Origin of the sequence: Neisseria sp. 27098_8_112 (genome assembly GCF_041433235.1) — a bacterium.
Classification (GTDB): domain Bacteria; phylum Pseudomonadota; class Gammaproteobacteria; order Burkholderiales; family Neisseriaceae; genus Neisseria.
The window spans coordinates 66,197-88,952 of record NZ_JAPWBB010000011.1; the positions used below are offsets into that span (position 1 = coordinate 66,197).

The 22,756-nt window shown below is 49.4% G+C and carries 20 protein-coding genes; 6 read left to right on the top strand and 14 right to left on the bottom strand.

Translation table 11 applies throughout. The features are described from left to right. Positions 1 to 12: 12 nt before the first annotated feature. The 5 genes from O3682_RS08420 to O3682_RS08440 all read right to left on the bottom strand — a co-directional run bounded on the left by O3682_RS08420 (position 13) and on the right by O3682_RS08440 (position 8,369). A complete protein-coding gene (locus O3682_RS08420) occupies positions 13 to 1,641 on the bottom strand; it encodes a sigma-54-dependent transcriptional regulator (RefSeq protein ID WP_371509567.1) in 1,629 nt (542 codons plus the stop codon). Further along, the gene (locus O3682_RS08425) at positions 1,634 to 3,220 is read right to left on the bottom strand and encodes a two-component system sensor histidine kinase NtrB (protein ID WP_371509568.1); all 1,587 of its coding nucleotides are present in this window, start codon (positions 3,218 to 3,220) and stop codon (positions 1,634 to 1,636) included. The genes O3682_RS08420 and O3682_RS08425 overlap by 8 nt, the downstream gene beginning before the upstream one ends. A 70-nt stretch (positions 3,221 to 3,290) precedes the next feature. Further along, entirely contained in the window at positions 3,291 to 5,594 is a 2,304-nt protein-coding gene (gene parC / locus O3682_RS08430; protein WP_371509569.1) for a DNA topoisomerase IV subunit A, read from the bottom strand. A gap of 208 nt (positions 5,595 to 5,802) precedes the next feature. Next, a complete protein-coding gene (locus O3682_RS08435; protein WP_371509570.1) occupies positions 5,803 to 7,125 on the bottom strand; it encodes an MFS transporter in 1,323 nt (440 codons plus the stop codon). Between the two features lie 200 nt (positions 7,126 to 7,325). Beyond that, the gene (locus O3682_RS08440; protein WP_371509571.1) at positions 7,326 to 8,369 is read right to left on the bottom strand and encodes a LacI family DNA-binding transcriptional regulator; all 1,044 of its coding nucleotides are present in this window, start codon (positions 8,367 to 8,369) and stop codon (positions 7,326 to 7,328) included. Between the two features lie 257 nt (positions 8,370 to 8,626). On the opposite strand from O3682_RS08440, the gene pgi reads away from it, so the two are divergent. Continuing rightward, complete coding sequence (gene pgi / locus O3682_RS08445; protein ID WP_371509572.1) at positions 8,627 to 10,267, top strand: glucose-6-phosphate isomerase; 1,641 nt, start codon at positions 8,627 to 8,629, stop codon at positions 10,265 to 10,267. A gap of 171 nt (positions 10,268 to 10,438) precedes the next feature. On the opposite strand, the gene ftnA (O3682_RS08450) is transcribed toward pgi, so the two are convergent. Both ftnA (O3682_RS08450) and ftnA (O3682_RS08455) read right to left on the bottom strand, forming a co-directional pair. Continuing rightward, a complete protein-coding gene (ftnA, locus tag O3682_RS08450; RefSeq protein WP_003686798.1) occupies positions 10,439 to 10,936 on the bottom strand; it encodes a non-heme ferritin in 498 nt (165 codons plus the stop codon). 16 nt (positions 10,937 to 10,952) lie between these two features. Further along, the gene (gene ftnA, locus O3682_RS08455) at positions 10,953 to 11,438 is read right to left on the bottom strand and encodes a non-heme ferritin (protein ID WP_003686837.1); all 486 of its coding nucleotides are present in this window, start codon (positions 11,436 to 11,438) and stop codon (positions 10,953 to 10,955) included. 911 nt (positions 11,439 to 12,349) lie between these two features. On the opposite strand from ftnA (O3682_RS08455), the gene O3682_RS08460 reads away from it, so the two are divergent. Both O3682_RS08460 and O3682_RS08465 read left to right on the top strand, forming a co-directional pair. Further along, positions 12,350 to 12,523 (top strand): hypothetical protein, encoded by a 174-nt coding sequence (locus O3682_RS08460; RefSeq protein WP_224783520.1) that lies wholly within the window; start codon positions 12,350 to 12,352, stop codon positions 12,521 to 12,523. A 261-nt stretch (positions 12,524 to 12,784) separates the two neighbouring features. Next, positions 12,785 to 14,074: an AmpG family muropeptide MFS transporter gene (locus O3682_RS08465; RefSeq protein ID WP_371509573.1), complete on the top strand. Its 1,290-nt coding sequence runs from the start codon at positions 12,785 to 12,787 to the stop codon at positions 14,072 to 14,074. Between the two features lie 61 nt (positions 14,075 to 14,135). Here the strand turns inward: O3682_RS08465 and hpf are convergent, their stop codons facing one another. The 7 genes from hpf to O3682_RS08500 form a co-directional block, all read right to left on the bottom strand. After that, positions 14,136 to 14,450, bottom strand: coding sequence for a ribosome hibernation-promoting factor, HPF/YfiA family (gene hpf, locus O3682_RS08470; RefSeq protein ID WP_003679851.1), 315 nt, complete (start codon positions 14,448 to 14,450; stop codon positions 14,136 to 14,138). A gap of 49 nt (positions 14,451 to 14,499) precedes the next feature. After that, positions 14,500 to 15,855 carry an RNA polymerase factor sigma-54 gene (rpoN, locus tag O3682_RS08475; protein WP_371509575.1) on the bottom strand — a complete coding sequence of 452 codons (1,356 nt, stop codon included), beginning with the start codon at positions 15,853 to 15,855 and terminating at the stop codon, positions 14,500 to 14,502. 183 nt (positions 15,856 to 16,038) lie between these two features. Further along, the gene (gene lptB / locus O3682_RS08480; RefSeq protein ID WP_003679854.1) at positions 16,039 to 16,773 is read right to left on the bottom strand and encodes an LPS export ABC transporter ATP-binding protein; all 735 of its coding nucleotides are present in this window, start codon (positions 16,771 to 16,773) and stop codon (positions 16,039 to 16,041) included. Between the two features lie 70 nt (positions 16,774 to 16,843). Continuing rightward, positions 16,844 to 17,374: a lipopolysaccharide transport periplasmic protein LptA gene (gene lptA, locus O3682_RS08485; RefSeq protein ID WP_371509577.1), complete on the bottom strand. Its 531-nt coding sequence runs from the start codon at positions 17,372 to 17,374 to the stop codon at positions 16,844 to 16,846. After that, on the bottom strand, positions 17,355 to 17,936 hold the full coding sequence (gene lptC / locus O3682_RS08490; RefSeq protein WP_004518853.1) for an LPS export ABC transporter periplasmic protein LptC: 582 nt from the start codon (positions 17,934 to 17,936) through the stop codon (positions 17,355 to 17,357). Before lptC ends, lptA begins: the two co-directional genes overlap by 20 nt. Next, positions 17,933 to 18,469 carry a KdsC family phosphatase gene (locus tag O3682_RS08495; RefSeq protein ID WP_049335302.1) on the bottom strand — a complete coding sequence of 179 codons (537 nt, stop codon included), beginning with the start codon at positions 18,467 to 18,469 and terminating at the stop codon, positions 17,933 to 17,935. The genes lptC and O3682_RS08495 overlap by 4 nt, the downstream gene beginning before the upstream one ends. A 66-nt stretch (positions 18,470 to 18,535) precedes the next feature. Beyond that, positions 18,536 to 19,510 (bottom strand): KpsF/GutQ family sugar-phosphate isomerase, encoded by a 975-nt coding sequence (locus O3682_RS08500; protein WP_107723725.1) that lies wholly within the window; start codon positions 19,508 to 19,510, stop codon positions 18,536 to 18,538. A 134-nt stretch (positions 19,511 to 19,644) separates the two neighbouring features. Here O3682_RS08500 and tal point away from each other — a divergent pair, with 134 nt between their 5' ends. The 3 genes from tal to O3682_RS08515 all read left to right on the top strand — a co-directional run bounded on the left by tal (position 19,645) and on the right by O3682_RS08515 (position 22,713). Further along, entirely contained in the window at positions 19,645 to 20,700 is a 1,056-nt protein-coding gene (tal, locus tag O3682_RS08505; RefSeq protein ID WP_371509578.1) for a transaldolase, read from the top strand. 152 nt (positions 20,701 to 20,852) lie between these two features. Next, the gene (gene gluQRS, locus O3682_RS08510; protein WP_371509580.1) at positions 20,853 to 21,740 is read left to right on the top strand and encodes a tRNA glutamyl-Q(34) synthetase GluQRS; all 888 of its coding nucleotides are present in this window, start codon (positions 20,853 to 20,855) and stop codon (positions 21,738 to 21,740) included. A gap of 238 nt (positions 21,741 to 21,978) precedes the next feature. Beyond that, on the top strand, positions 21,979 to 22,713 hold the full coding sequence (locus O3682_RS08515; RefSeq protein ID WP_003686784.1) for a LytR/AlgR family response regulator transcription factor: 735 nt from the start codon (positions 21,979 to 21,981) through the stop codon (positions 22,711 to 22,713). The last annotated feature ends 43 nt before the right edge of the window (positions 22,714 to 22,756 follow it).

A 22,756-nucleotide genomic window follows, 5' to 3' on the forward strand; every position in this document is an offset into this window, starting at 1 on the left:
CGTCTGAACGTTTTAATTGATGTCCAAGCGTTCCATGCGGTAGCGCATAGAGCGGAAGCTGATGCCCAAAAGCTTGGCGGCTTGGGTACGGTTGTAACGGGTTTGCTGCAAAGCCTGCTCGATGATACTGCGTTCCACTTGGTCGAGGTAATCCTGTATCTGCATGGTGCGCGGATCAAACGGCGGAATGGGGCTGTGATTGAGCGTGGTTTCGCGCGCGTCAGGTTCGGCAATATCGTCAAAGGAGAAGCCGCTGCGTTCAGCCTTAACCTGCGGAGCATTTTGAATCTGCAAGTCGTCCACTTGTATCACTTGGCCGACCGTCAGTGCGACGGCGCGTTCGAGGATATTCTCCAACTCGCGGAAGTTGCCGGGATAGCTGTAATGCAACAGGGCTTCTTGGGCTTTCGGGTTGAGTTTGTAGGTTTGATTACCGTGACGGTGTTTATACAGCAGATACAAAATCAACGCGCCCAAGTCTTCGCGCATTTCGCGCAAAGGCGGCATGTGCAGGGAGACTACGTTGAGGCGGTAATACAAGTCCTGACGGAATGCGCCGCTTTCAACCAAAGCTTCGAGGTTTTTATGGGTTGCACAAATAATGCGCACATCCACAAAGGTTTCCCGCGCATCTCCGATACGGCGCACGGCTTTTTCTTGAATGGCGCGCAGGAGTTTGACCTGCATGGCAAGCGGCAAATCGGCAACTTCGTCAAGGAACAAAGTGCCGCCGTCAGCGTGTTGGAAAAAACCTAAACGGTCTTGATCCGCGCCGGTAAAGCTGCCTTTTTTGTAACCGAAAAATTCGCTTTCCATCAGGTTTTCAGGAATGGCACCGCAGTTGACGGCAATAAACGGTTTGTCGGCACGGTCGGACAGCTCGTGAATCGTGCGCGCCGCCTGCTCTTTACCCGTACCGGACTCGCCGGAAATATAAACAGGAACAAGGCTGTGGGCCAATCTGCGAATCAGGTGGCGTACTTCGACCATTTGCGGCGAGGTACCCAACAGGCGCGGCATATCGTCCTCGCCTTCCAATATAGGTGCTTCTTGTTGCAGAGCAGGATTGATGCTGCCGGCCGAAAAACGCTCTTTTAAGGAATTGAGCCCTTCCGGAACAGTCAAAGGCCGGTTAAATTCGCTCTGTACGCTCTTAGGAGGCGTAACGACAGGCTTGGCCGGTTGAGGTTCGGGTTTATACAGTGCGGCAGAAACTGGCGCAGGCTGCAATTTGACTTTTTCAGACGGCGTGGGTTCGGCAGTATTGTCTGAGACCGATACTGCCGATTTAACCAATGAACGCAACTGCGACAGCGTAATCGGTTTTTGCAGATAATCAAACGCCCCTGCTTTCAAGGCTTCAACGGCTTGGTCGGCATTGCCGAAAGCCGTAATCACGGCGACGGGCGTGTCGAGCATTAATTCATCGATGTATTGGACAACCTCGAGGCCGGAGCCGTCGGGCATACGCATATCAGTCAACACCAGCGAATAATCGTTGTTGTCCAGCTTGTCTTTGGCTTCTTCAACACCAGCTGCAGTATCGACGCGCAGACCCATTTTCATCAGGGTCATTTCCATCAGGTCGCGGATGTCTGCCTCGTCATCGACAACCAAAACTGGCTCTTGCAATTTATTCATCCTGCGCTTGCTCCTTCGGTAAAATCAATTCAAACCCGTTCATTTCAGGGTGATAATGCAGCTGCCCCATATTGGCGTGTGCCAACTCGCGTGCGACGTAAAGCCCCAAGCCGGTACCTTGTTTTTCGGTGGTGTAAAACGGCTCGAACAGATGATTTCGTACATCCGGTGGCACGCCTTTGCCGTTGTCCGCCACTACGATGGAAATATGCATTCTGCCGCTAGGGCGGATCAGGACGGTAATGGCGTTTTCGTCCTGACGGCTGTGTCGCCAAGCGTTGTTGCACAAGTTCCACATCACTTGCTGCAAGTGCATGGAGTCGACCAATACGGTCAGGTTGTTGCCGTCCATATTCATGCGCAGACAGCCGATGGCATCGGGATTATTCAAGGTAAATTCCTGCTTAAACTCCAACCAGAATTTCATCAGATTAATCGGCTGGCGGCTGATGTTGTCTCGTTTGTTAAGCAGGGATACGTCTTCCAACATCTTGTCGATGCGTTGGATATTGCTGTCGATGATGTTGTAGAGCTTGGCCTTGAGCGGGTCTGCCTCATCGCCCTCTTGCAACAAATCGCTGGCATGACGGATGGCGGACATCGGGTTGCGGATTTCGTGGGCAAGGTTGGCAGTCAACTGTCCGAGCGAAGTCAGCTTGGTGGACATGGCCTCCGCAGCCACTTCACGCAATGAGCGGACATACAACATCAGCAGCTCGGTCTGCTCCTGAATCAGCGGAACGGCACGGACGTGCATGGCGTGTTGGAAAATATGGATATCGGTTTCAAAAGGTTTGTCGGGTTGGCGCTGCCAACGTGCCACCAGTTCGCCAAACACGATTTCCTGCTGATCGATAATCAGGCTGGGGAAATAGATTTTTGCCTGTTTGTTAAACAGCCACACGCGTTGGGTCGCATCAATCACCACAACCGCTTCCTGTACGCGGTTCAAAACCAAATGGTTCAAGCCGCTGATACGGCGGTAGGCCAGTTGATGGCGGCTGGCGGACTCTGTGGCCTGCTCCAAATAACGGGCGGCAAACGATGTCAGCATCGCCACCAGATAGCCTGCGCCGATCAGCATCGAAGAATTCACCATTGATTTCGCGTCCCAATTAAACGAATCGAAACGCATGCTGCCGTCTAAAAACAGGTTCAAAATAAACAGCATGGCCGTATAGCCTGCATACAGCATAGGGTAGTGGCCATAACTGAGCAGACACGACGTAGCAACAAACGGCAAAACCAAAATCCCGAAACCGGAAGCCGTACCGCCGGAGATATACACCAAAACCATCATCATGGTGATGTCGACCACGGCACTGGCATTGGGTAAATCCAAAGACTGCCACTGCCAGCCCGGGCGGAACACGGAGAGCATAATCAGGAGGAAATACAGCGTTACCCAGATATAAAACTCAACGTCCGGCAACGAAATGCCAATCAGGTTGCCGCCCGTGTAGCTGCCGAAAGAGTGCAAAACCAAAAGCGGTAAGACAATGGCTATTCGGGCAATGTTGATTACACCGGGAATCCGCTCCCTCAGATTACCCAGTTCTTGAAGATTGGCTCTGTTCATAAATGAACCTTTTTTTATTATCATGCAATGTCGTATAAATTTAATTTATTTAGATATATTTGTTCTTGTTTCAGGACAAACTTTTCAGACGGCCTGATATTTCCAATACCTTGCCTTTTTTACCGCGTTTGCCGTCAATATCGGCAATACGCAGTTTTTCCTGATGTTCTGCACCGCGTCGGCCGACCGATACAACGGTAAACTCAGGAGAGGTCGTCACCATAATGTGTTCCAAAGATGCACCATCGGCCAACGACATCAGCTGCAAACCGCGGCCTTTAGGCATGACTTTAAGCTCGCCGATGGAAAACGCCAAGAGGCGGTGGTCACTGCTGGCCAGTACGACTTTGCAGTCGGGATTGATCAGCGAAGAAGCATAGACGGCAACCGGCGGCAGGACGGTTTCGCCGCTGTCCACGGTCATGACCACTTTACCCGCTTTCACGCGTCCGACCATATCGGACAACTTGGCGATGAAGCCGTAGCCGCCACTGCCTGAGAGCAGGTAGTGCTGTTCGGGCTGGCCGGTGAGCATGGCGACGGGTTTTGCGCCGTTTTGCAACTCGATTAAGGATGAAACCGGTACGCCGTCGCCTCGTCCGCCGGGAATTTCGGCGGCATCGAGCGTGTAGGTTCTGCCCAATGAATCGAGGATGACGACGGGTAAAACAGTGCGGCCTTCGAGGGTTTGTTTGAGGTGGTCTCCTTCTTTGAACGCGGTTTGGCTCAAATCAAGGTTATGCCCGGCACGGCTGCGTATCCAGCCTTTTTCCGACAAAATCAGCGTGATGGGTTCGTCGGCGGTAGTCTGCGTCAGCACGGCGCGTCCGGCCTCTTCCACCAGCGTGCGGCGCGCGTCGCCAAACTGCTTCATGTCCGCCTGCATCTCTTTGATAATCAGCTTGCGTTTTTCGTTTTCGTCGCCCAAAAGGATATTCAGACGGCCTTGTTCTTCGCGCAATTCGTTCAATTCTTTTTCGAGTTTGAACCCTTCCAAACGCGCCAACTGGCGCAGGCGGATTTCCAAAATGTCTTCGGCTTGGATTTCGGTCAGCCCGAACGCCGCCATCAAATAGGCTTTCGGATCGTCTGATTCGCGGATGACTTTAATCACTTCGTCGATGTGCAGAAAGACTTTCAGACGGCCTTCAAGGATGTGCAGCCGTTTTTCCACTTGATTCAAACGGAATTTCAGACGGCGTGTTACGGTCACGACGCGGAAATCCAACCATTCCTGCAAAATTGTTTTCAGGTTTTTCTGCGCAGGGCGGTTGTCCAAACCCATCATCACCAAGTTCATCGACACATTGCCTTCCAGCGAAGTTTGCGCCATCAGCGTGTTGATGAAGGTATCGGTATCGATGCGGCTGGATTTTGGCTCGAACACCAGACGCACGGGATGTTCACCATCTGACTCGTCGCGCACGCGGTCGATTAAATCCAGCATCAGCTTTTTGGTATTGAGCTGGTCTTGGTTCAGCTGTTTCTTGCCTGCTTTCGGTTTCGGATTGGTTTGCTCTTCGATTTCGGCAAGAATTTTGGCGGAATTGGCGTTCGGCGGCAGCTCGGTCACAATCACGCGCCATTGTCCGCGCGCCAGCTTCTCGATTTCGTAACGCGCACGCACGCGCACGCTGCCCTTGCCGGTTTCGTAAATCCGGCGCAATTCGTCCGCCGGCGTGATGATTTGACCGCCGCCGGCAAAATCAGGCGCGGGGATGTATTGCATCAGGTCGGCGGTTTCCAGCGTTGGCTTTTTCAACAGCGCAACTGCCGCCTGTGTGACTTCGTTTAAATTGTGCGACGGAATTTCGGTCGCCATGCCCACAGCGATACCCGACGCGCCGTTGAGCAAGACCATAGGCAGACGTGCTGGCAGGTGTACAGGCTCGTCAAACGCGCCGTCGTAGTTCGGCACGAAATCCACCGTCCCCTGATTGATTTCGGACAACAGCAATTCCGCAATCGGCGTCAGCCGCGCTTCGGTGTAACGCATCGCTGCCGCCCCGTCGCCGTCGCGCGAACCGAAGTTGCCGATGCCGTCGATTAAGGGATAGCGCAAGGTAAAATCCTGCGCCATGCGGACCATCGCTTCATAGGCGGAACTGTCGCCGTGCGGGTGGTATTTACCCAAAATCTCGCCGACCACGCGCGCCGATTTCACCGGCTTCGCCCCCGACGTCAAACCCATATCGCGCATGGCAAACAAAATACGTCGTTGTACAGGCTTTTGGCCGTCTGAAACTTCAGGCAGCGCGCGGCCTTTGACCACGCTCATGGCGTATTCGAGATAGGCGCGTTCGGCGTACTGACCTAACAGCAGGTAGTCTTCGCCGATAGGAGATGGGCTTGGAGCGGAAATGTGTTCTGTCATCAGGATGGTAAAACGAAATAAATTAAAGAAGGATATTGTAAAGCAAAATCGGTAGTCATAGCCAATTTGAGTGATGAACGGTAGCGCAGCGACAATAAGGCTTACCGGATCAGGTCAGCAAATGGAATCCGTTTCGACAAAAAAGGCCGTCTGAAACCATTTCATGTTTCAGACGGCCTTTTCATTTTGGTTTTAAATCAAAACTTCGTTATTCTGCAGTAGCCGGTTTGGCCGCAGTTTTAATGGTTAAAGTCAATGCGGCGGCAATGGCCAGGGAAACACCGGCAAAAGTCATCGCGTTGGCAGGGTTTGAACCCAAGAAAGTTCTGTACACCCAGCCGAAAGATACGGTTTCAATCAGCATTGGAATCACAATCATCATGTTCACAATACCCATGTACACGCCGTAACGTTCTTTCGGAATAGAACCGACCACAATCATAAACGGCACGCCCATCATACTTGCCCAGCCGACACCGAAACCAATCATCGGAGCAAACATCAGGTATTTATTGCCGATGTGCGGAATGGTGAGCAAGGCCAGCGCGGCAAGGGTAACAGCAAAGGCGTGAACATATTTGGCGGCGTATTTGCGTGCCATCCACATCAGGCCGAAGGCGGAGATAAAGGTTACGACGTTGTAGCAAGCGTTTACCAAACCGGTCCATGCAACCGCTTGACTATACGCTTCGGTATTTTCAACAGTCGAATCCCAAACGGATTGAACGATACTGTGGGAAATATATTGCCAGTAGATAAAGAGTGCGTACCATTGGAAGAGATACACCAAAGCCAGTTGCCACAGGGCAGTCGGCATTTCGCGTACAGCAACGATAATATCTTTAACAGCATGAGCAGGACCGCTTGGTTGCGCTTTAATGGCCGCCATTTCCTCAGGACTAGGCTCATGTTCAGGTGTCGATAACACAGTAACCAAGACCGAACCGATAGAGCAAACTGCACCAATATAGAAGGAACCAAATACCCAATACGGAATACCCGCTTCAGAAGTCTGTTGCAACCAGCCGATTTGCTGGAAGATGTAGAGGGAAACGTTGGCCAGTGTAATACCCAAACCGGTAAACACAGACTGCATCAAGAAACCGGTATACTGTTGATGTTCAGGAACGGTATCAGCAATAAAGGCACGGAAAGGTTCCATCGCGGTATTGTTACTGACATCCAAGAGCCACAGCAACAATACGGCCACCCACAAGGCGGTAACGTGCGGATAAATAAAGAGACAGAGGCTGCAACCGATGGCGCCAATCAAGAAATACGGACGGCGGCGGCCCAATCCCGGCACCCAAGTGCGGTCACTCATCGCACCAATCATCGGCTGCACCAGCAAACCGGTAATCGGACCTGCCATATTCAAAATCGGCAACTGGCTCGGGTCGGCATGAAGAAAGCTGAAAATCGGATTAATTGCAGTTTGCTGCAACCCGAAGCTATATTGAATACCGAAGAAACCGAAGTTCATCAGCATAATCTGGCGAAGTGTCATCGCCACTTGTGGGGAGATTTTCATAGGAAGGCTACTCCTGGGTAATAAACTATGGAAACAACAAACTCCAATTTCAGCGGTATGACGCTTTTATTGTATTTGGGCTGCCCTTTTTACTGAGGCAACTCCGTTTTCAGACGGCCTTTATTTTGACCGTTCACATGAATCTTATTTTGATGTGTGTTTGTGTTGTTTAAAGCTTATTATTTTCAGGCCGTCTGAAACTATTTATTAATCACAGACTGACGCCAGATGGTTTCCCCAACGACCTTGACTGGCCGAACCGAACCGGTCGGATGTTCAATATGTTGAAACAGCAAATCCGCCGCCATCGCGCCCATACGCAGATACGGCAGTTCGGTACTGGTCAACGGCGGAAACAGCGTCTCCGCAATCGCGCTGTGGTTATCATATCCGGCAACAGAGACTTGCTCGGGAACCCGCACGCCGCGCGTCCTCAAAATCCCGTACACGCGTACTGCCATTTCATCGTTACCACAGCAAATTACCGTCGGCGGAAGCGGCAAAGACAGCAGCTTCAAAATAGCCGAAATCAAAGACCCGCTGTCATTGCTGAAGTCAGGATAGCCAGTTTGCACCAAATCAGGATCGAAGACAATATCCGCATCAGCCAAAGCACGGCGGTATCCGGCCAATCTCAATCTTGTCGCTTCCACGCCCGGCTGCAAAGTCACATAAGCAATCCGTTTGTGTCCGCTTTGGATAATCCTGCGCACCAAGCCATACTGCCCTGCTTCGTCATCCGGCAAAACCGACGGCGTACCTGCCAAATCAAAACAGTTGACCAACACCATCGGGCAACGGTTGGGCACTTCCGGCAACAATACTTCCTGATGGAAACCTGCCACATATAAAATCCCCTCGGCACGATGCTCCATAAAGGTACGAATCAGCGGCTCCATCTGACCGGGCTGCCCCGGCTTGTTGTCGATGTCGGCAATCATCAAAATCTTGCCTTGTGCGCGAATCTGCTGCTGAATGCCCTTAATCAAGAACATATCCGGTATGCCGTGTCCGCCCGTATTCTCGCCTGTCCGCGAAATGGCGCCGGTAATCAGACCGACCAATCCTGAACGGTGTGACCGCATAATCCGCGCCGCAGAAGACGGAATATAGCCCAAAGCAGCAATCGCTGTTTCTACTTTGGAACGGGTTTTATCACTGACCGGCGCATCGCCGTTAATCACCCGGCTGACCGTCTTGGGAGATACCCCGGCATAAGCAGCGACATCATAAATTGTAGCCATCTTACGGACCCGTCCCGACAAGATTTCAATAATGTTACATAGGATAACACAGCAGACATCGGTGTCATACCCCCTTTTTTACAGAAACTTGATGATAATCAACCGTTTCTATTGCATTTTGCATACATTTCTTAAACAAAACCGCCCACGCCATCTCCCAAAATCTGTTCAAATTTGTTAAACTACAAGCCACTACAAGAAAGCAGGAAATACCTATCTATCCTGCTTATTTTACCGTTACATACTAAGGAAACGAGATGACCGCATACTCAGACGCATGGCAGGCCTTGGAAGCCCATCATGCCGATACGCAACACGTTACCCTGCGCGAACGTTTCGCTGCAGATGCCGAACGTTTCAATAATATGCACGAAATTCTGCACGGTTTGTTATTTGATTACAGCAAAAACCGTCTGGATGAAAATACCCTTGATTTATTGTGTCAACTGGCCGAAGCAGCCGATTTGCCACAATATATGCAGGCCATGAGCAGCGGTGAAAAAATCAACACCAGCGAACACCGCGCCGTTCTCCACACCGCCCTGCGGCTGCCTGCCAATGCCAAACCTGTTTACGTCGACGGCGAAAACATCGTGTCCAAAGTTCATCACGAACTCAACCGCACCCTCGAATTCGCACGCCAACTTTTAGACGGCACCCACGCAGGCATTACCGGCAAACCGATTACCGACCTGGTTCACATCGGCATCGGCGGCTCCGATTTAGGCCCGCGCATGGCCACACAGGCGCTGCAGCCTTATTGGCAAAACATCCGCGTCCACTTTGTCAGCAACTCCGATGATGCCGACCTGACCCAAACCCTTCTCGGCCTCAACCCCGAAACCACCGTATTCAGCATTGCCAGCAAATCGTTCCGCACACCGGAAACCCTGCTCAATGCCTATGCGGCGCGTACTTGGTACCGCGATGCAGGTTTGCCTGATTCTGGCATCTACCGCCACTTCTGCGCCATTTCCGCCGATGTAGCCGCAGCCCAAAACTTCGGCATCTCCCCCGACAAAGTCTTCGCTATGTCCGACTGGGTCGGCGGCCGCTATTCCGTCTGGTCGCCTATCGGCCTGCCGCTGATGGTTGCCGTTGGCGAAAAAGCATTCCGCAAAATGCTGGCCGGCGCACACGCGATGGACACCCATTTCTTCGAGGCCCCATTCCGCCGCAACATTCCCGTCCTGATGGCGCTCATCAACGTTTGGTACAACAACTTCCAACATTCAGACGGCCAAACCGTTGTCCCATACAGCCACAACATGCGCCTCTTCACACCATGGCTCAACCAGCTCGATATGGAAAGCCTCGGAAAACAGCGTACTTCAGACGGCCAACCCGTTTCCTGCACCACCGGCGGCATTGTCTTCGGCGACGAAGGCGTCAACTGCCAACACGCCTACTTCCAGCTTCTGCACCAAGGCACGCGTCTGATTCCCGTCGATTTCATCGTCCCCATGACCACAATCTACGGCAACCACCGCCAACACCGCTTTACCGTTGCCAATGCCTTCGCCCAAGCCGAAGCGCTGATGAAAGGCAAGACCTTAGACGAAGTACAAATCGAATTGGCCACCCTGCCCCAAGACGAACGCGACCGTCTTGCACCGCAAAAAGAATTCCCAGGCAACCGCCCGAGCAACAGCTTGCTCATCGACAGCCTGACGCCTTTCAACCTCGGCATGCTGATGGCGGCCTACGAACATCGCACCTTCGTTCAGGGTGTGATTTGGCGTATCAACCCCTTCGACCAATGGGGCGTGGAATACGGTAAAGAGCTGGCTAAAACCATCGAACCCGAGCTCGAACGCGGCACGCCAGTACACGACAGCTCCACCAACGGTCTGATCGCCTTCTACCGCAACTGCAACGCAGCATCGAAGACCGTCTGAAAATAAAATGTCCGTAAAACAAGCATATCTGCCTGTCTTACGGGCATTTCAAAACCTAATCGGCGGTAAGAATGAACCGTTAAAGCACCGCACTTTTAGACAAAAGTAGCTAGATTTTGATATAAAAAAAGGCTAAATCGATAATGACTTAGCCTTTTTCATCAGACTTGATTAGTTGTTTGTTGTTAATGCGCCTAAATCTTTATCAACTAAGAACAAACCTTTACCATCTTCACCAAGAAGATTTAATTTATCCAAAATTCCACTGAATAATTTTTCTTCTTCATGTTGTTCAGCCACATACCATTGTAAGAAGTTAAAGGCAGAGTAGTCTTTCTCTTCAAAAGTTCTACCAACTAATTCATTGATTTTAGAGGTAATTAACTTTTCATGTTCATAAGTTAATTCAAGTACTTGTTTCAATGATGAAAATTGATGAGGTGGTTCATCAATTTGTGTGATGATAGCCAATGCGCCGGTCTCATTTAAATAAGTGAAGAGTTTACGCATATGCTGCATTTCCTCAGCCGCATGCTCTGATAAAAATTTTGCAGCTCCTTCGAAACCTTGTTGTTCGCACCAGGCGCTCATTTGTAAATATAAGTTAGAAGAATAAAACTCTAAATTCATTTGATCATTTAATAGTTTAATCACGCTATTTGATAACATTTTATTTCTCCTATTCTTATAAAGTTTTTAATTCACGATCAATGTAGTAGAGCGCTGTACCACTTTCACCAAGAAGTTTGAATTTATCAACAATACTGTTAAATAATTTTTCTTCTTCATGCTGTTCAGCTACATACCATTGTAAGAAGTTAAAAGTAGAGTAATCCTTTTCTGCAAAAGTACTCTCAACTAACTCATTAATTTTAGATGTCACTAGTTTTTCGTGTTCAAGTGTTGTTTCAAAAACTTCTTTTAATGAAGCGTAATCGTGTTTAGGGGCGTCAATTTTACCTAACAAAGGCATTCCACTGGTTTCGCTCACATAAGTAAACAACTTTTGCATATGTTCCAATTCTTCATCGGCATGACGAAGTAAAAATGCTGCAGCGCCTTCATAACCATGTTTATGGCACCATGCACTCATTTGCAAATAGACATTTGATGAATACAACTCGAGATTAATTTGTTCGTTTAATTTTGCTGTAATTGACTTACTTAGCATAACTAACTCCTTTTCTTAATGCGGTTAATAGATGTATCACAATACAAAATTTGTATTTGCGGATGAATTTTACTCATTTTATTGAGAATAGTCAATTTTATTTTATCAATTTTTATTGTAACCAATTAATTTAAAAGGATTTTATAAATAAATCATTCTCATTTATTTCCATTTAATGAAATGAGTTATCAATATCGTCTTTGCCTAAATTCTCTAGAGAAATGATGAGGTGTTGGAAGGAGAATCGTAGATTTCCAAAGTTTTTTGCTCTCACTTATCAACTCCAAAATACTGGATAAATAGAAAACATGAAAATTCAATGTTTTTTATAGAATTACGCATCAAAGCGATATAGTTTCAAAGTAGGTTATCCTTAATATTTGAATGTGACAATTACCATTTATTATTTAACATAATATACATATTGTTGAAAAATCTACTGGTTAACTTCAATCAGGGAAAGCATGAAGAAGTTAGGAAGTTGGTTGGAAAGTTGATTAGGGTAGATTTTATTCAAATGAAAGACTAGGCTATGAAATCAAAATTTGTGTATAAGTTACTGGTAATTTCAAAGTACCTGTACATTTTAATTTGTATATCAATACCAATCGTTTTTATTTATGAAAGCTACCAAGGAGATAATGTTGATTTTATGATTTATATTCATGCTTTTATTATTTTTTCCATATTGGGTGTATTGACTCAATATTCTACATCTAATTTTTTTGAAAAGGAAAAATAACATGATTGAACTATCCATTGAGGATCTGGAACTAATTTATGGAGGAGGCTTAGGAGAGAGAATCCTTCAAGGAGGAGCAAATGGTGCATAAATAGGAGGATCAATTGGTGCAGGTATTGGTCTGGGTGTCGGTATAGCTTTTGGCAGTATTCCTGCCGGACCAGCTATTATGGTCGGTGGCACAATTGGTGCTGCTGTTGGTGCTGCAACTGGTATGGGTGTTGCAGCATATGAGTATTACCAAGAAACTCAGCCTAAAGGGACAGTAACGGTCGGTCCGATTTCTGCTTTTGCTGTGGACAAATCAGGAAACGGCTACACTGACGGCACAAATTACCACTGATATTTCTCATCGTTCAAACGATCTCTAGGGGTCGTCTGAAACTTTCTTAACTTCAATTTTATAAATACACCCAAGCAACCCTTCTTCCGTCCTGAAGTCTCCGTTGCCCGCCAAACCAGTTGTTCCAACAAAAGGCCGTCTGAAACTTAATTTGTTAAAGTTTCAGACGGCCTTTTATTATTCTATAAAAATAACAGAAGTTCATTCGCCATATCATTCATCTTTGCTACAATATCCCTTTTCTTTTTTATTGATTCCACTATGACAACCGCACCCCAACCCAGCACTTGGCGCAAGATTTTTTCGCGCAAAATGCTGATTTGTATCTTTACAGGCTTCACTTCGGGGTTGCCGCTTTATTTTCTGATCAACCTGATTCCGGCATGGTTGCGCAGCGAACATGTCGATTTGAAAACCATCGGCCTGATGGCACTTATCGGTCTGCCTTTCACTTGGAAATTTATCTGGTCTCCCGTCATTGATTTGGTCAGATTACCTTTTTTAGGACGGCGACGCGGTTGGATGCTGGTTACGCAAATTGGTTTGCTGCTGACCTTGCTCATTTACGCCTTCCTAAATCCTGCTCAGCATTTATATGTAATTATGGGCTTATCGTTGGTGGTCGCCTTTTTCTCTGCCAGCCAAGATATTGTATTGGATGCATTTCGCCGCGAAATTTTGTCAGATGAAGAATTAGGCTTGGGCAACTCTATCCACGTCAATGCCTACCGTATCGCTGCTTTGGTACCCGGCTCGCTCAGCTTGATCTTGGCCGACTTGATGCCTTGGCACAACGTATTCATCATTACTGCACTATTTATGCTGCCCGGTCTGCTGATGACCCTGTTTTTAGCCAAAGAGCCTGACATTCCACCATCTGTGTCGCGTACATTTGCCCAAACAGTCTCTGACCCTTTCAGTGAGTTCTTCTCCCGCAAAGGAATCAAACAGGCCATATTGGTATTGCTGTTTATCTTTCTCTACAAACTGGGCGACAGCATGGCCACTTCTTTGGCTACACCGTTTTATCTGGACATGGGCTTCAGCAAAACCGACATCGGCCTCATTGCCAAAAATGCCGGTTTATGGCCTGCTGTCATTGCCGGTATTGTAGGCGGTATTTGGATGATAAAGCTCGGCATCAATAGAGCTTTGTGGATTTTCGGCGTGGCGCAATGGGTTACTATTCTAGGCTTCGCCTGGTTGGCAAATTTTGGCAAGTTTGAAACCATCACACTGACAGAACAAATGATGCTTGCAGCTGTAATTGGTGCAGAAGCAGCGGGCGTAGGTCTGGGTACAGCAGCATTTGTTGCCTATATGGCTCGTGAAACCAATCCTGCATTTACAGCCACACAATTAGCCCTCTTTACCAGTCTGTCAGCCGTTCCACGTACATTTATCAATGCTTCGGCAGGTTATCTGATTGAAGCGATGGGTTACTTTAATTTCTACTGGCTATGTTTTGCTTTGGGCATACCGGGCATGTTGCTGCTGTTTAAAGTAGCACCATGGAATGGCGAAAAAGTGAATACCCGTTTGCAAGGCTAAATCTCCTTAACAAACAAAAGGCCGTCTGAATAGTTCAGACGGCCTTTATCATACAAAAACTTTATTCGGCAGCAGGTTTGACAGTGCTGCGGACATCGCCGCTTTTTTCTTTATGTTTCAAAACAGCGCGGTCGAGTTTGTCCATCAAAACATCAATCGCGGCATACATATCCTGTTCAATCGCTTCAACGTGCAAATCTTTGCCTGCCAAATGCGCATCAGCTTCGGCTTTTTGATTGACTTTTTCCACCGAGAGCGTAATGGTCACGGAGATGATGTTGTCAGCGTGGCGATTGATTCGTGCCAACTTATCGGAAACATAGTTTTTGATGGCTTCGGTAACATCAAAATTCAGACCGGTGATTTTCAGATTCATGATACAGCTCCTTCGGTTGATTAGTCCGTCAAAACGGATCGGAATATATCTACTCGGTAAATTTTCGTTTGTGTGCCGGTGGTATGCCTAATGATTCTCTATATTTTGCAACTGTACGTCTGGCGATTTCAATGCCGCGTTGTTTTAATAATTTGACGAGGGTCTCGTCCGAATAAGGTTTGCTACTGTCTTCACTTTCAATCAGCTGGCTCAATACAGCTTTGATTGCGCCTTGGCTGAACCCTTCGCCGTCATCGTCGGCATTCACTGCCTGTGTGAAGAAATAGCGTAACGCAAACAGGCCGCGCGGGCAAGACAAATATTTCTGATTGGCGGCGCGCGAGATGGTACTTTCCGCCAAACCCAATTCGGCGGCGGCATCTTTCATCAGCATGGGCGACAGGCCGATTTCGCCGAAGACGAAAAAATCTTCCTGATTTTTGACGATATACTCGGCAAGGCGGATGACTGTGCTTTTGCGCAATTCCAAAGAATCAATGCACTGTTTGGCCTCGCTGATTTTTTCCTTCCACTCCGGCGCGCCCTCTTCCGCCGATTTCATCAGGTTGCAATATTCCTGATTGAGCTGTAGCTTCGGCCAGACTGCTTCGTTGCTGATGACTTCCCAGCCGTCCTTGCCCTCTCTCACCCAAACGTCAGGCTGAACATAAGGCGTAGGCGTGGCAGAAGCGAAGCCGTAAGCCGGATAAGGATTCAAGCCGGCAATCATATCGAGCGCGGCTTCTATGGTTTCGCTGTCGGCCTGGGGATAGAGTTTGCGGAAACGCAGAACGTTTTGTTTGCGGTTTTTGCCTAACTCTTGAAGCGAACTTTGCACCAAATGCGCGGCCATTTGTCTAGCCGGAGAAGCCGGCAAACGCATTAATTGCAGCATGAGCGACTCGGTCAAGTCAGCCGCAGCCACGCCGGGCGGATCAAAGGTTTGCAATACATCCAGCGCGTTTTGCAGGGCCTCTTCGTCCAGCATCCATTCTAACGGCGTGTGGTTGATGATTTCTTCGAGGCTGTCGGTGAGATAGCCTTGTTCGTCCAAAAAATCAATCAAGACGTGAACATAGGCTGCTTCCACTTGCGAAAGCGGATGCTCGCACACTTGGGCATGCAGATAGTGTTTGAAATTCTCTTCTTCGGCGATGTTGCTCCAAATATCTTCGGCATCGTCGCCACTCAACTGCTGACCTGCGCGCGGCATGGTTACCGCACGGTTGAGCCCGCTATCGGCAAACTCATCGGTTTCCGGACGCTCAAGCAGAGGATTGTCTGACAACCAGTCTTCCACTTCGCGCTCAAGCTCAAGACCCGACATCTGCAAGATACGCAAAGACTGCTGCAGCCGCTGATTGAGCTGCTGGGTCTGTTTGAGTTTAAGGACGAGTGAAGACATAATGTTTAATTCGAAATGTATGGATAGTTTTTCAGACGGCCTTTATACGGAGGGCCGTCTGAAAAACTAGGTTATAGGTATTATATTTGTATTCTTAGTAATTATTTCAATATTTACAGATACCCTCAATTGAAATGAGAGCCTCATGTGAAACCGGTTTTACGATTGCCGTCAAATATGCATTCAATATTTGAAATTTTCACCCAAGTAAACCGAACGGACTTGTTCATTGTTGACCAAGTCGTCCGGCTTGCCTGAAGCCAATACCGTACCGTCGCTGATGATGTAAGCACGGTCGCAGATGCTGAGGGTTTCGCGCACGTTGTGGTCGGTAATCAATACGCCGATACCGCGTGATTTGAGGAACTCGATGATTTTCTGAATATCGATGACGGCAATCGGGTCAACGCCGGCAAAAGGTTCATCCAACAAAATGAAACGCGGCTGCATGGCCAACACGCGCGCGATTTCGACACGGCGGCGTTCGCCACCGGACAAAGACGGCGCAGGGTTGTTGCGCAGGCGTTCAATGTTCAAATCGGCCAACAGTTTTTCAAGTTCGGCATCGATGCGGCTTTTATCCTTCATGCTGATTTCCAAAATGGCGCGGATATTTTGTTCCACGGTCATTTTGCGGAAAATCGAGGCTTCCTGCGGCAGATAGCCGACGCCGAGGCGGGCGCGTTCGTGAATGGGCAGGTGGCGCAACTCTTGGCCGTCCAGCATCACGCTGCCTGCATCGGCGGCAATCAGGCCGACAATCATGTAAAAGCTGGTGGTCTTACCCGCGCCGTTAGGGCCGAGCAGGCCGATGACTTCGCCGCTTTCGATTTCCAGGGAAAAGCTTTTGACGACTTGGCGTTTTTTGAAACTTTTTTGCAAGTTTTGAACCACAAGACGGCTGTTGTTTGCGCTCATATTCTGTTGACTTTCGATATTGACCTCAGGCCGTCTGAACCTTTTTCAGACGGCCTTTTTGTGTGTTTTCTTATTTGTTTTTCTGCGTGCTGGACGGCTGGATGACAACGCTGACGCGACCGGATTTGGCGGCGGATTTCACACCGGATTTGGCGCTGCCGTTGATGGTGTAAACCTCGGTTTTGGTGTTGTAAGTGATGACCGCACCTTCGGCCACATCGCCGCCGCGCTGTACTTTGGCATTGTCGGTCAGGGTAACCAGACTGGCTGCGGAAGAATACGTTACAGTATTGGCTTGGCCGTTGACCACGCCTTTGCCGCCGTCCAACTCTTGGCTGAATTTGACGGGCGAGCCGGTGGCTTTCATCAACTGCTCGCTTTTGTCGTTGCGTGAAACGGTTACGCTGCCGGCACGGATATTGAGCGTGCCTTGTTTGATGATGACGTTGCCGGAAAAGGTGGTGCTTTGGTTGTTTTGGTCAAGCGAGCCTTGGTCGGCTTCGATTTGAATCGGCTGCTTGCTGTCGCTTTGCAGTGCAAAGGCCGGGCTGGCGGCAAAAACGGCAACAAGGGCTAAGATTTTACAAATTTTTTGTATCATAAATTGTGGCTTTCACTTTGGAAGGGAAATTCAGTAAACCGGTTTTGTGATCATAAGTCATGCCGTTTGCCTGACCGCTGGACTGTCCGTATTGGAAAGTAACGGGGCTGTCGGTATGGGCGTATTGCGCCTCGGTATCGACATTCAAGCGTTCGGTTTTGACGATGCCGGCCAAACGCTTGGCATCTGCCGCTTTGTTTAAGACAACATTCTGTTCAAAAACGACTTTCTTGTTTTGAATATTGTACGCTGCTTTGTCACTGCCGACTTCGTACAGCAGGCTGCCGTCGCGGTAAAACGAAAGATGCGGTTTGTCCAAATGCACGTCCGCACTATTCGGATATTGGACGGCATCGACCGCGCTCAGGTTTTCTTTCAGACGGCCTTCTTGGTCAAAACGTTTGCCGTTGATGCCTTTCATCGAATATTGCGGCTCATTCGGATTGAGGACGACTTCTTCGACTTGTACTTCGCTGATGCGGCCGAGCCATGCCGCCAGTGCGCCGAGTGAAACGGCCAACACCAGCGGAAAAGCGATTCCGTAACGCCATCTGATTTTCATCGTACATACTCTTTCAAAGCAGGTTCAAGCGTACCTTGTGCCTGCATAATCAAATCGCACACTTCACGCACCGCGCCTGCGCCGCCGGAACGTCGGGTTACATAATGGGCGTATTGCAAAGTAAACCAATGCGCTTCAGGGACGGCGACCGCCAATCCGCAACGCACCATCACGGGCAAATCGACAACATCGTCGCCGACAAAGGCGCACTCATGCTCCTCCACACCGGCCTGTTCGCGTAATTGGGCGTAGGCGGCACGTTTGTCGTGAATGCCTTTGAAGTAATAGTTGATGCCGAGCTGCTTCACGCGGATACCGACGGAAGGCGCATCGCGGCCGGTAATAATCGCCGTTTGCACGCCGCTGGCCTGAAGCATTTTCAAACCATGTCCGTCCAAAGTGTGGAACGATTTGATTTCTTCGCCGTTGTCGCGGATAAAAATGTGGCCGTCGGTCAAAACGCCGTCCACATCCAGTATCAGCAGTTTGATACCTAAAGCGCGTTGTTGCAGGTCGGAAGAGAGGTTTTGCATAAGGTTTCCTTATTTCAGACGGCCTATTCTAGCATAAGGCCGTCTGAAAACGTTTTTGCCGTCGATTCAGACAATTCGTGCCATCAATAAATCGTGCATATTCAGCGCACCAATCAATACGCCGTTTTCTTCGACCACCAGCAAACCGTTCACATGGCCGCTTTGCATGGCTTTCAAAGCTTCAGTGGCAAGGCGGTCGGCGGAAATGGTTTTCGGCGAAGCATGCATGATGTCGTCCACTTTCAAACCCGCAAAGCTGTCGCGTTCTTGAAACAGACGGCGCAAGTCGCCATCGGTAAATACGCCTTTCAGACGGCCTTCGGCATCGGTTACCGCCAACATACCCAAGCCTTTTTCACTCATGCGGACAATGGCTTCTTTCAACGGCGTACCCAACAAAACGGCTGGCAGGGCTTCTTCTTTGTGCATGATATCCGCCACGCGCAGCAACAGGCGTTTGCCCAGGCTGCCGGCCGGATGGCTTAAAGCAAAATCATCCGGCGTAAACGCACGCGCCTGCAATAAAACCACAGCCAGCGCATCGCCCAACGCCATCACGGCGGTCGTACTGGAAGTCGGTGCAAGGCCGAGCGGACAGGCTTCTTTAGAAACCGCCGCGGTAATATGGATATCGGCATGACGCGCCATGGTCGAAGTCGGATGGGCAGTGATACAAATAAGCGTGATGTTTTTACGTTTCAACGCCGGAATAATCGCCGCAATTTCATCGCTTTCGCCGGAATTAGAAATGGCAACCACGACATCGTGATCCACAATCATGCCCAAATCGCCGTGCGCCGCTTCGGCAGGATGGACGAAAAACGCAGGCGTGCCTGTCGAAGCCATGGTCGCCGCCATTTTGCGGCCGATGTGTCCGGACTTGCCCATGCCGGTAATGACGACCCTGCCCTTGCAGTGCAACAACGCTTCTGCCGCACGGACAAAATCATGATCCAAAGCCGCCGCAATTTCACGCAAACCTTCGGCTTCCGTATCCAATACATCGCGCGCCCAGTCGAGATAAAGTGTGTTTTCCGCCATCAAAGCCACCTTTCGTGCTTGAATTTAGGTTTGTTTTGCCCAAATTAATCGGCTGTAAACTGTTCAAATTCATCGAATCGGCGTAGCATTACCGCCACTTCACAAACAAACCTATTATGTAAAAGGAATCAGAGATGACTATTTTATCGGACGTTAAAGCATTAGGACAACAAATCTGGTTGGACAATCTCTCCCGTTCGCTGGTACAAAGCGGCGAATTGGCAGAAATGCTGAAGCAAGGTGTATGTGGCGTAACTTCCAATCCTGCCATTTTCCAAAAAGCCTTTGCCGGAGATGCCCTGTACGCCGATGAAGTAACCGCGCTCAAACAGCAAGACCTAACCCCGAAACAACGCTACGAAACCATGGCGGTTGCCGATGTGCAAGCCGCCTGCGACGTGTGCCTTGCCGAACATGAATCCACTGGTGGCAAAACCGGCTTCGTCAGCCTCGAGGTTTCGCCTGATTTGTCCAAAGACGCGCAAGGCACGGTTGAAGAAGCGCGCCGCCTGCACGCCGCCATCAGCCGTAAAAATGTCATGATTAAAGTACCGGCAACCGACGAAGGCATCGAAGCACTCGAAACCCTTGTTTCAGACGGCATCAGCATCAACCTGACCCTGCTCTTCTCCCGCACCCAAACCCTCAAAGCCTATGCGGCCTACGCGCGCGGCATTGCCAAACGTTTGGAAGCAGGACACGACGTTTCCCATATCCAAGTTGTCACCAGCTTCTTTATTTCCCGTGTCGATGCCGCATTGGATGCCACCCTACCCGACCACCTCAAAGGCAAAATCGCCATTGCGCTGGCCAAAGCCGCCTATCAAGATTGGGCACAATACTTCGGCAGCAGCGAATTTACCGCGCTTGCCGAAAAAGGTGCCAACCGCGTACAACTTTTGTGGGCATCTACCGGCGTGAAAAACCCTGCCTATCCTGACACGTTGTACGTTGACAGCCTGATTGGCGCCCATACCGTCAACACCGTTCCCGATGCCACACTCAAAGCCTTTATCGACCACGGCACCGCCAAAGCCTCTTTGACCGAAGGTGTGGACGAAGCCCAAGCGCAGCTTGCCGAAACCGCGAAACTCGGCATTGATGTCGAAACTTTGGCAACTCGTTTGCAGGAAGACGGTTTGAAACAATTTGAAGACGCTTTCGCCAAACTGCTTGCTCCATTGGCTTAAGCGGATTGAAAGGACGGCTGAGAAACTTAAATCATTTTGAAAAGTCTCAGGCCGTCTGAAACCCAAATTCGGGCGTGTACGGCACGCCCTTTTCTATCACGATTTGAATACCGTGCAGGCATACTGCCCCTGCCCTACAAAACCACCCTGCCATGTATATAGGACGTTTCGCACCCAGCCCTACCGGCCTGCTTCATATCGGCTCCCTACTGACCGCCGTCGCCTCCTATGCCGACGCGCACGCTCATCAAGGCAAATGGCTGGTCCGCATTGAAGACCTTGACCCCCCGCGCGAAATGCCCGGCGCCGCTGCTGACATTTTGCGCACGCTTGAAGCTTTCGGTTTTGAGTGGGACGGCGAAGTTGCCTATCAAAGCCGCCGTTACGACCTATATCAAGACACCCTCGCCCGCCTCAAAGCAGCCGGGCTGGTGTATCCCTGCTATTGCAGCCGCAAAGACTGGCAGGCGGCGGCAACACATGGTGCAGACGGATTTGTGTATAACGGTCGTTGCCGCAATCCTCAGCAAAGACCCGATACGCAAAACAAAACTCCGGCATGGCGCATTCAAGTTCCCGATCGCGTGATCGGTTTTTCAGACGGCATTGTCGGACATTACGCACAAAATCTGGCATACGATATCAGCGATTTCGTCCTGCTCCGTGCCGACGGCTATTGGGCATATCAGCTTGCCGTGGTTGCTGACGATGCCGACCAAGGAATAACGCATATTGTCCGCGGTCAAGATTTGCTCGTTTCCACACCACGCCAAATCTATCTGCAACAATGCCTCGGCGTTCCCACACCGGCCTACGCACACCTTCCCCTATTGACCAACAGCCAAGGGCAAAAATGGTCGAAACAAACCCTTGCCCCGGCTTTGGATTTGAATCAAAAAGAACAACTTCTCCGCCAAGTCCTAACCTACCTCAACCTACCCGATGCACCTACCGTGAACCGTCCGCAAGAATTGCTCGATTGGACGGTAGCGCACTGGCAAATGGACAAAATCCCAAAATCGTCCATTATCACGGACTGAATTAGCATGATTACAACAAAATTACTCTAGGTATTACAATATTTCATAAAATTATGTAAGTAATCTTACGATCCATTCCAAACCATGCCCAAGAAGCGAAAAATCATGTATATTTCAAAAATTTCCTAAAATTGTCACAAACTGATAATTTCAAGGTTGTAACAACATACGGCTGACGCGTTATTGAGGATGACAAAGCGCGGCAGATCTCCCACGATACAACAAAAAGAATACCGCTATGCCAAGTGCCATTATTGTAGAAGACGAAGTATTAGCAGCAGAACGCTTACGTGTATTATTGGAAGAGTGCAATGTCGTACTGCTCAACGTCTTTCACCATGCCATGCCAGCATTGGAGTGGCTGAGCGTCCATGAAGTCGACATCGTCTTTGCCGACATCGGCATGCCGGAAATCGACGGTCTCGAATTTGTCGAACGCATTAAGCGTACCGCCAAGCGCCAGCCGGAAATTGTATTCACCACAGCCTACGAAGAACATGCCCTGCGCGCGTTTGAGCTGGCTGCCGCAGATTATCTGCTCAAACCGATCAAAATGACCCGCCTGCAAACCGCGCTTGACCGCATCATCGAGAAAAACCGCGAAAAAGCAGACAGTTTCACCCATTTCAAAGTGTACAACCGAGAACGCATGGTTGAAATCCCATGGCAACAGGCGCGTTACCTGATGGCGGAACACAAAACCGTCTATCTGTTTACCGGCGACGGCCACAGCTACGAATTACCGAAGACCTTGGTTTACTGGGAAGAATTGCTGGGCGACAAAGTCATCCGCATCCACCGCAATGCCCTCGTCTTCCGCCACACCCTCGACAGCCTGATTCGACTGGACGATGACGAAAACGACGAATACGCATCCACATGGGGCGCTAAAATTCTCGATATTCCAACCCCGTTGCCCGTCAGCCGCCGACAACTGTCTACCCTGCGGAAAATCATTAAAAACAGCATCTAACAATGCGTTCCTTGGCTCATACCCCTTAAATCAAAGGCCGAGA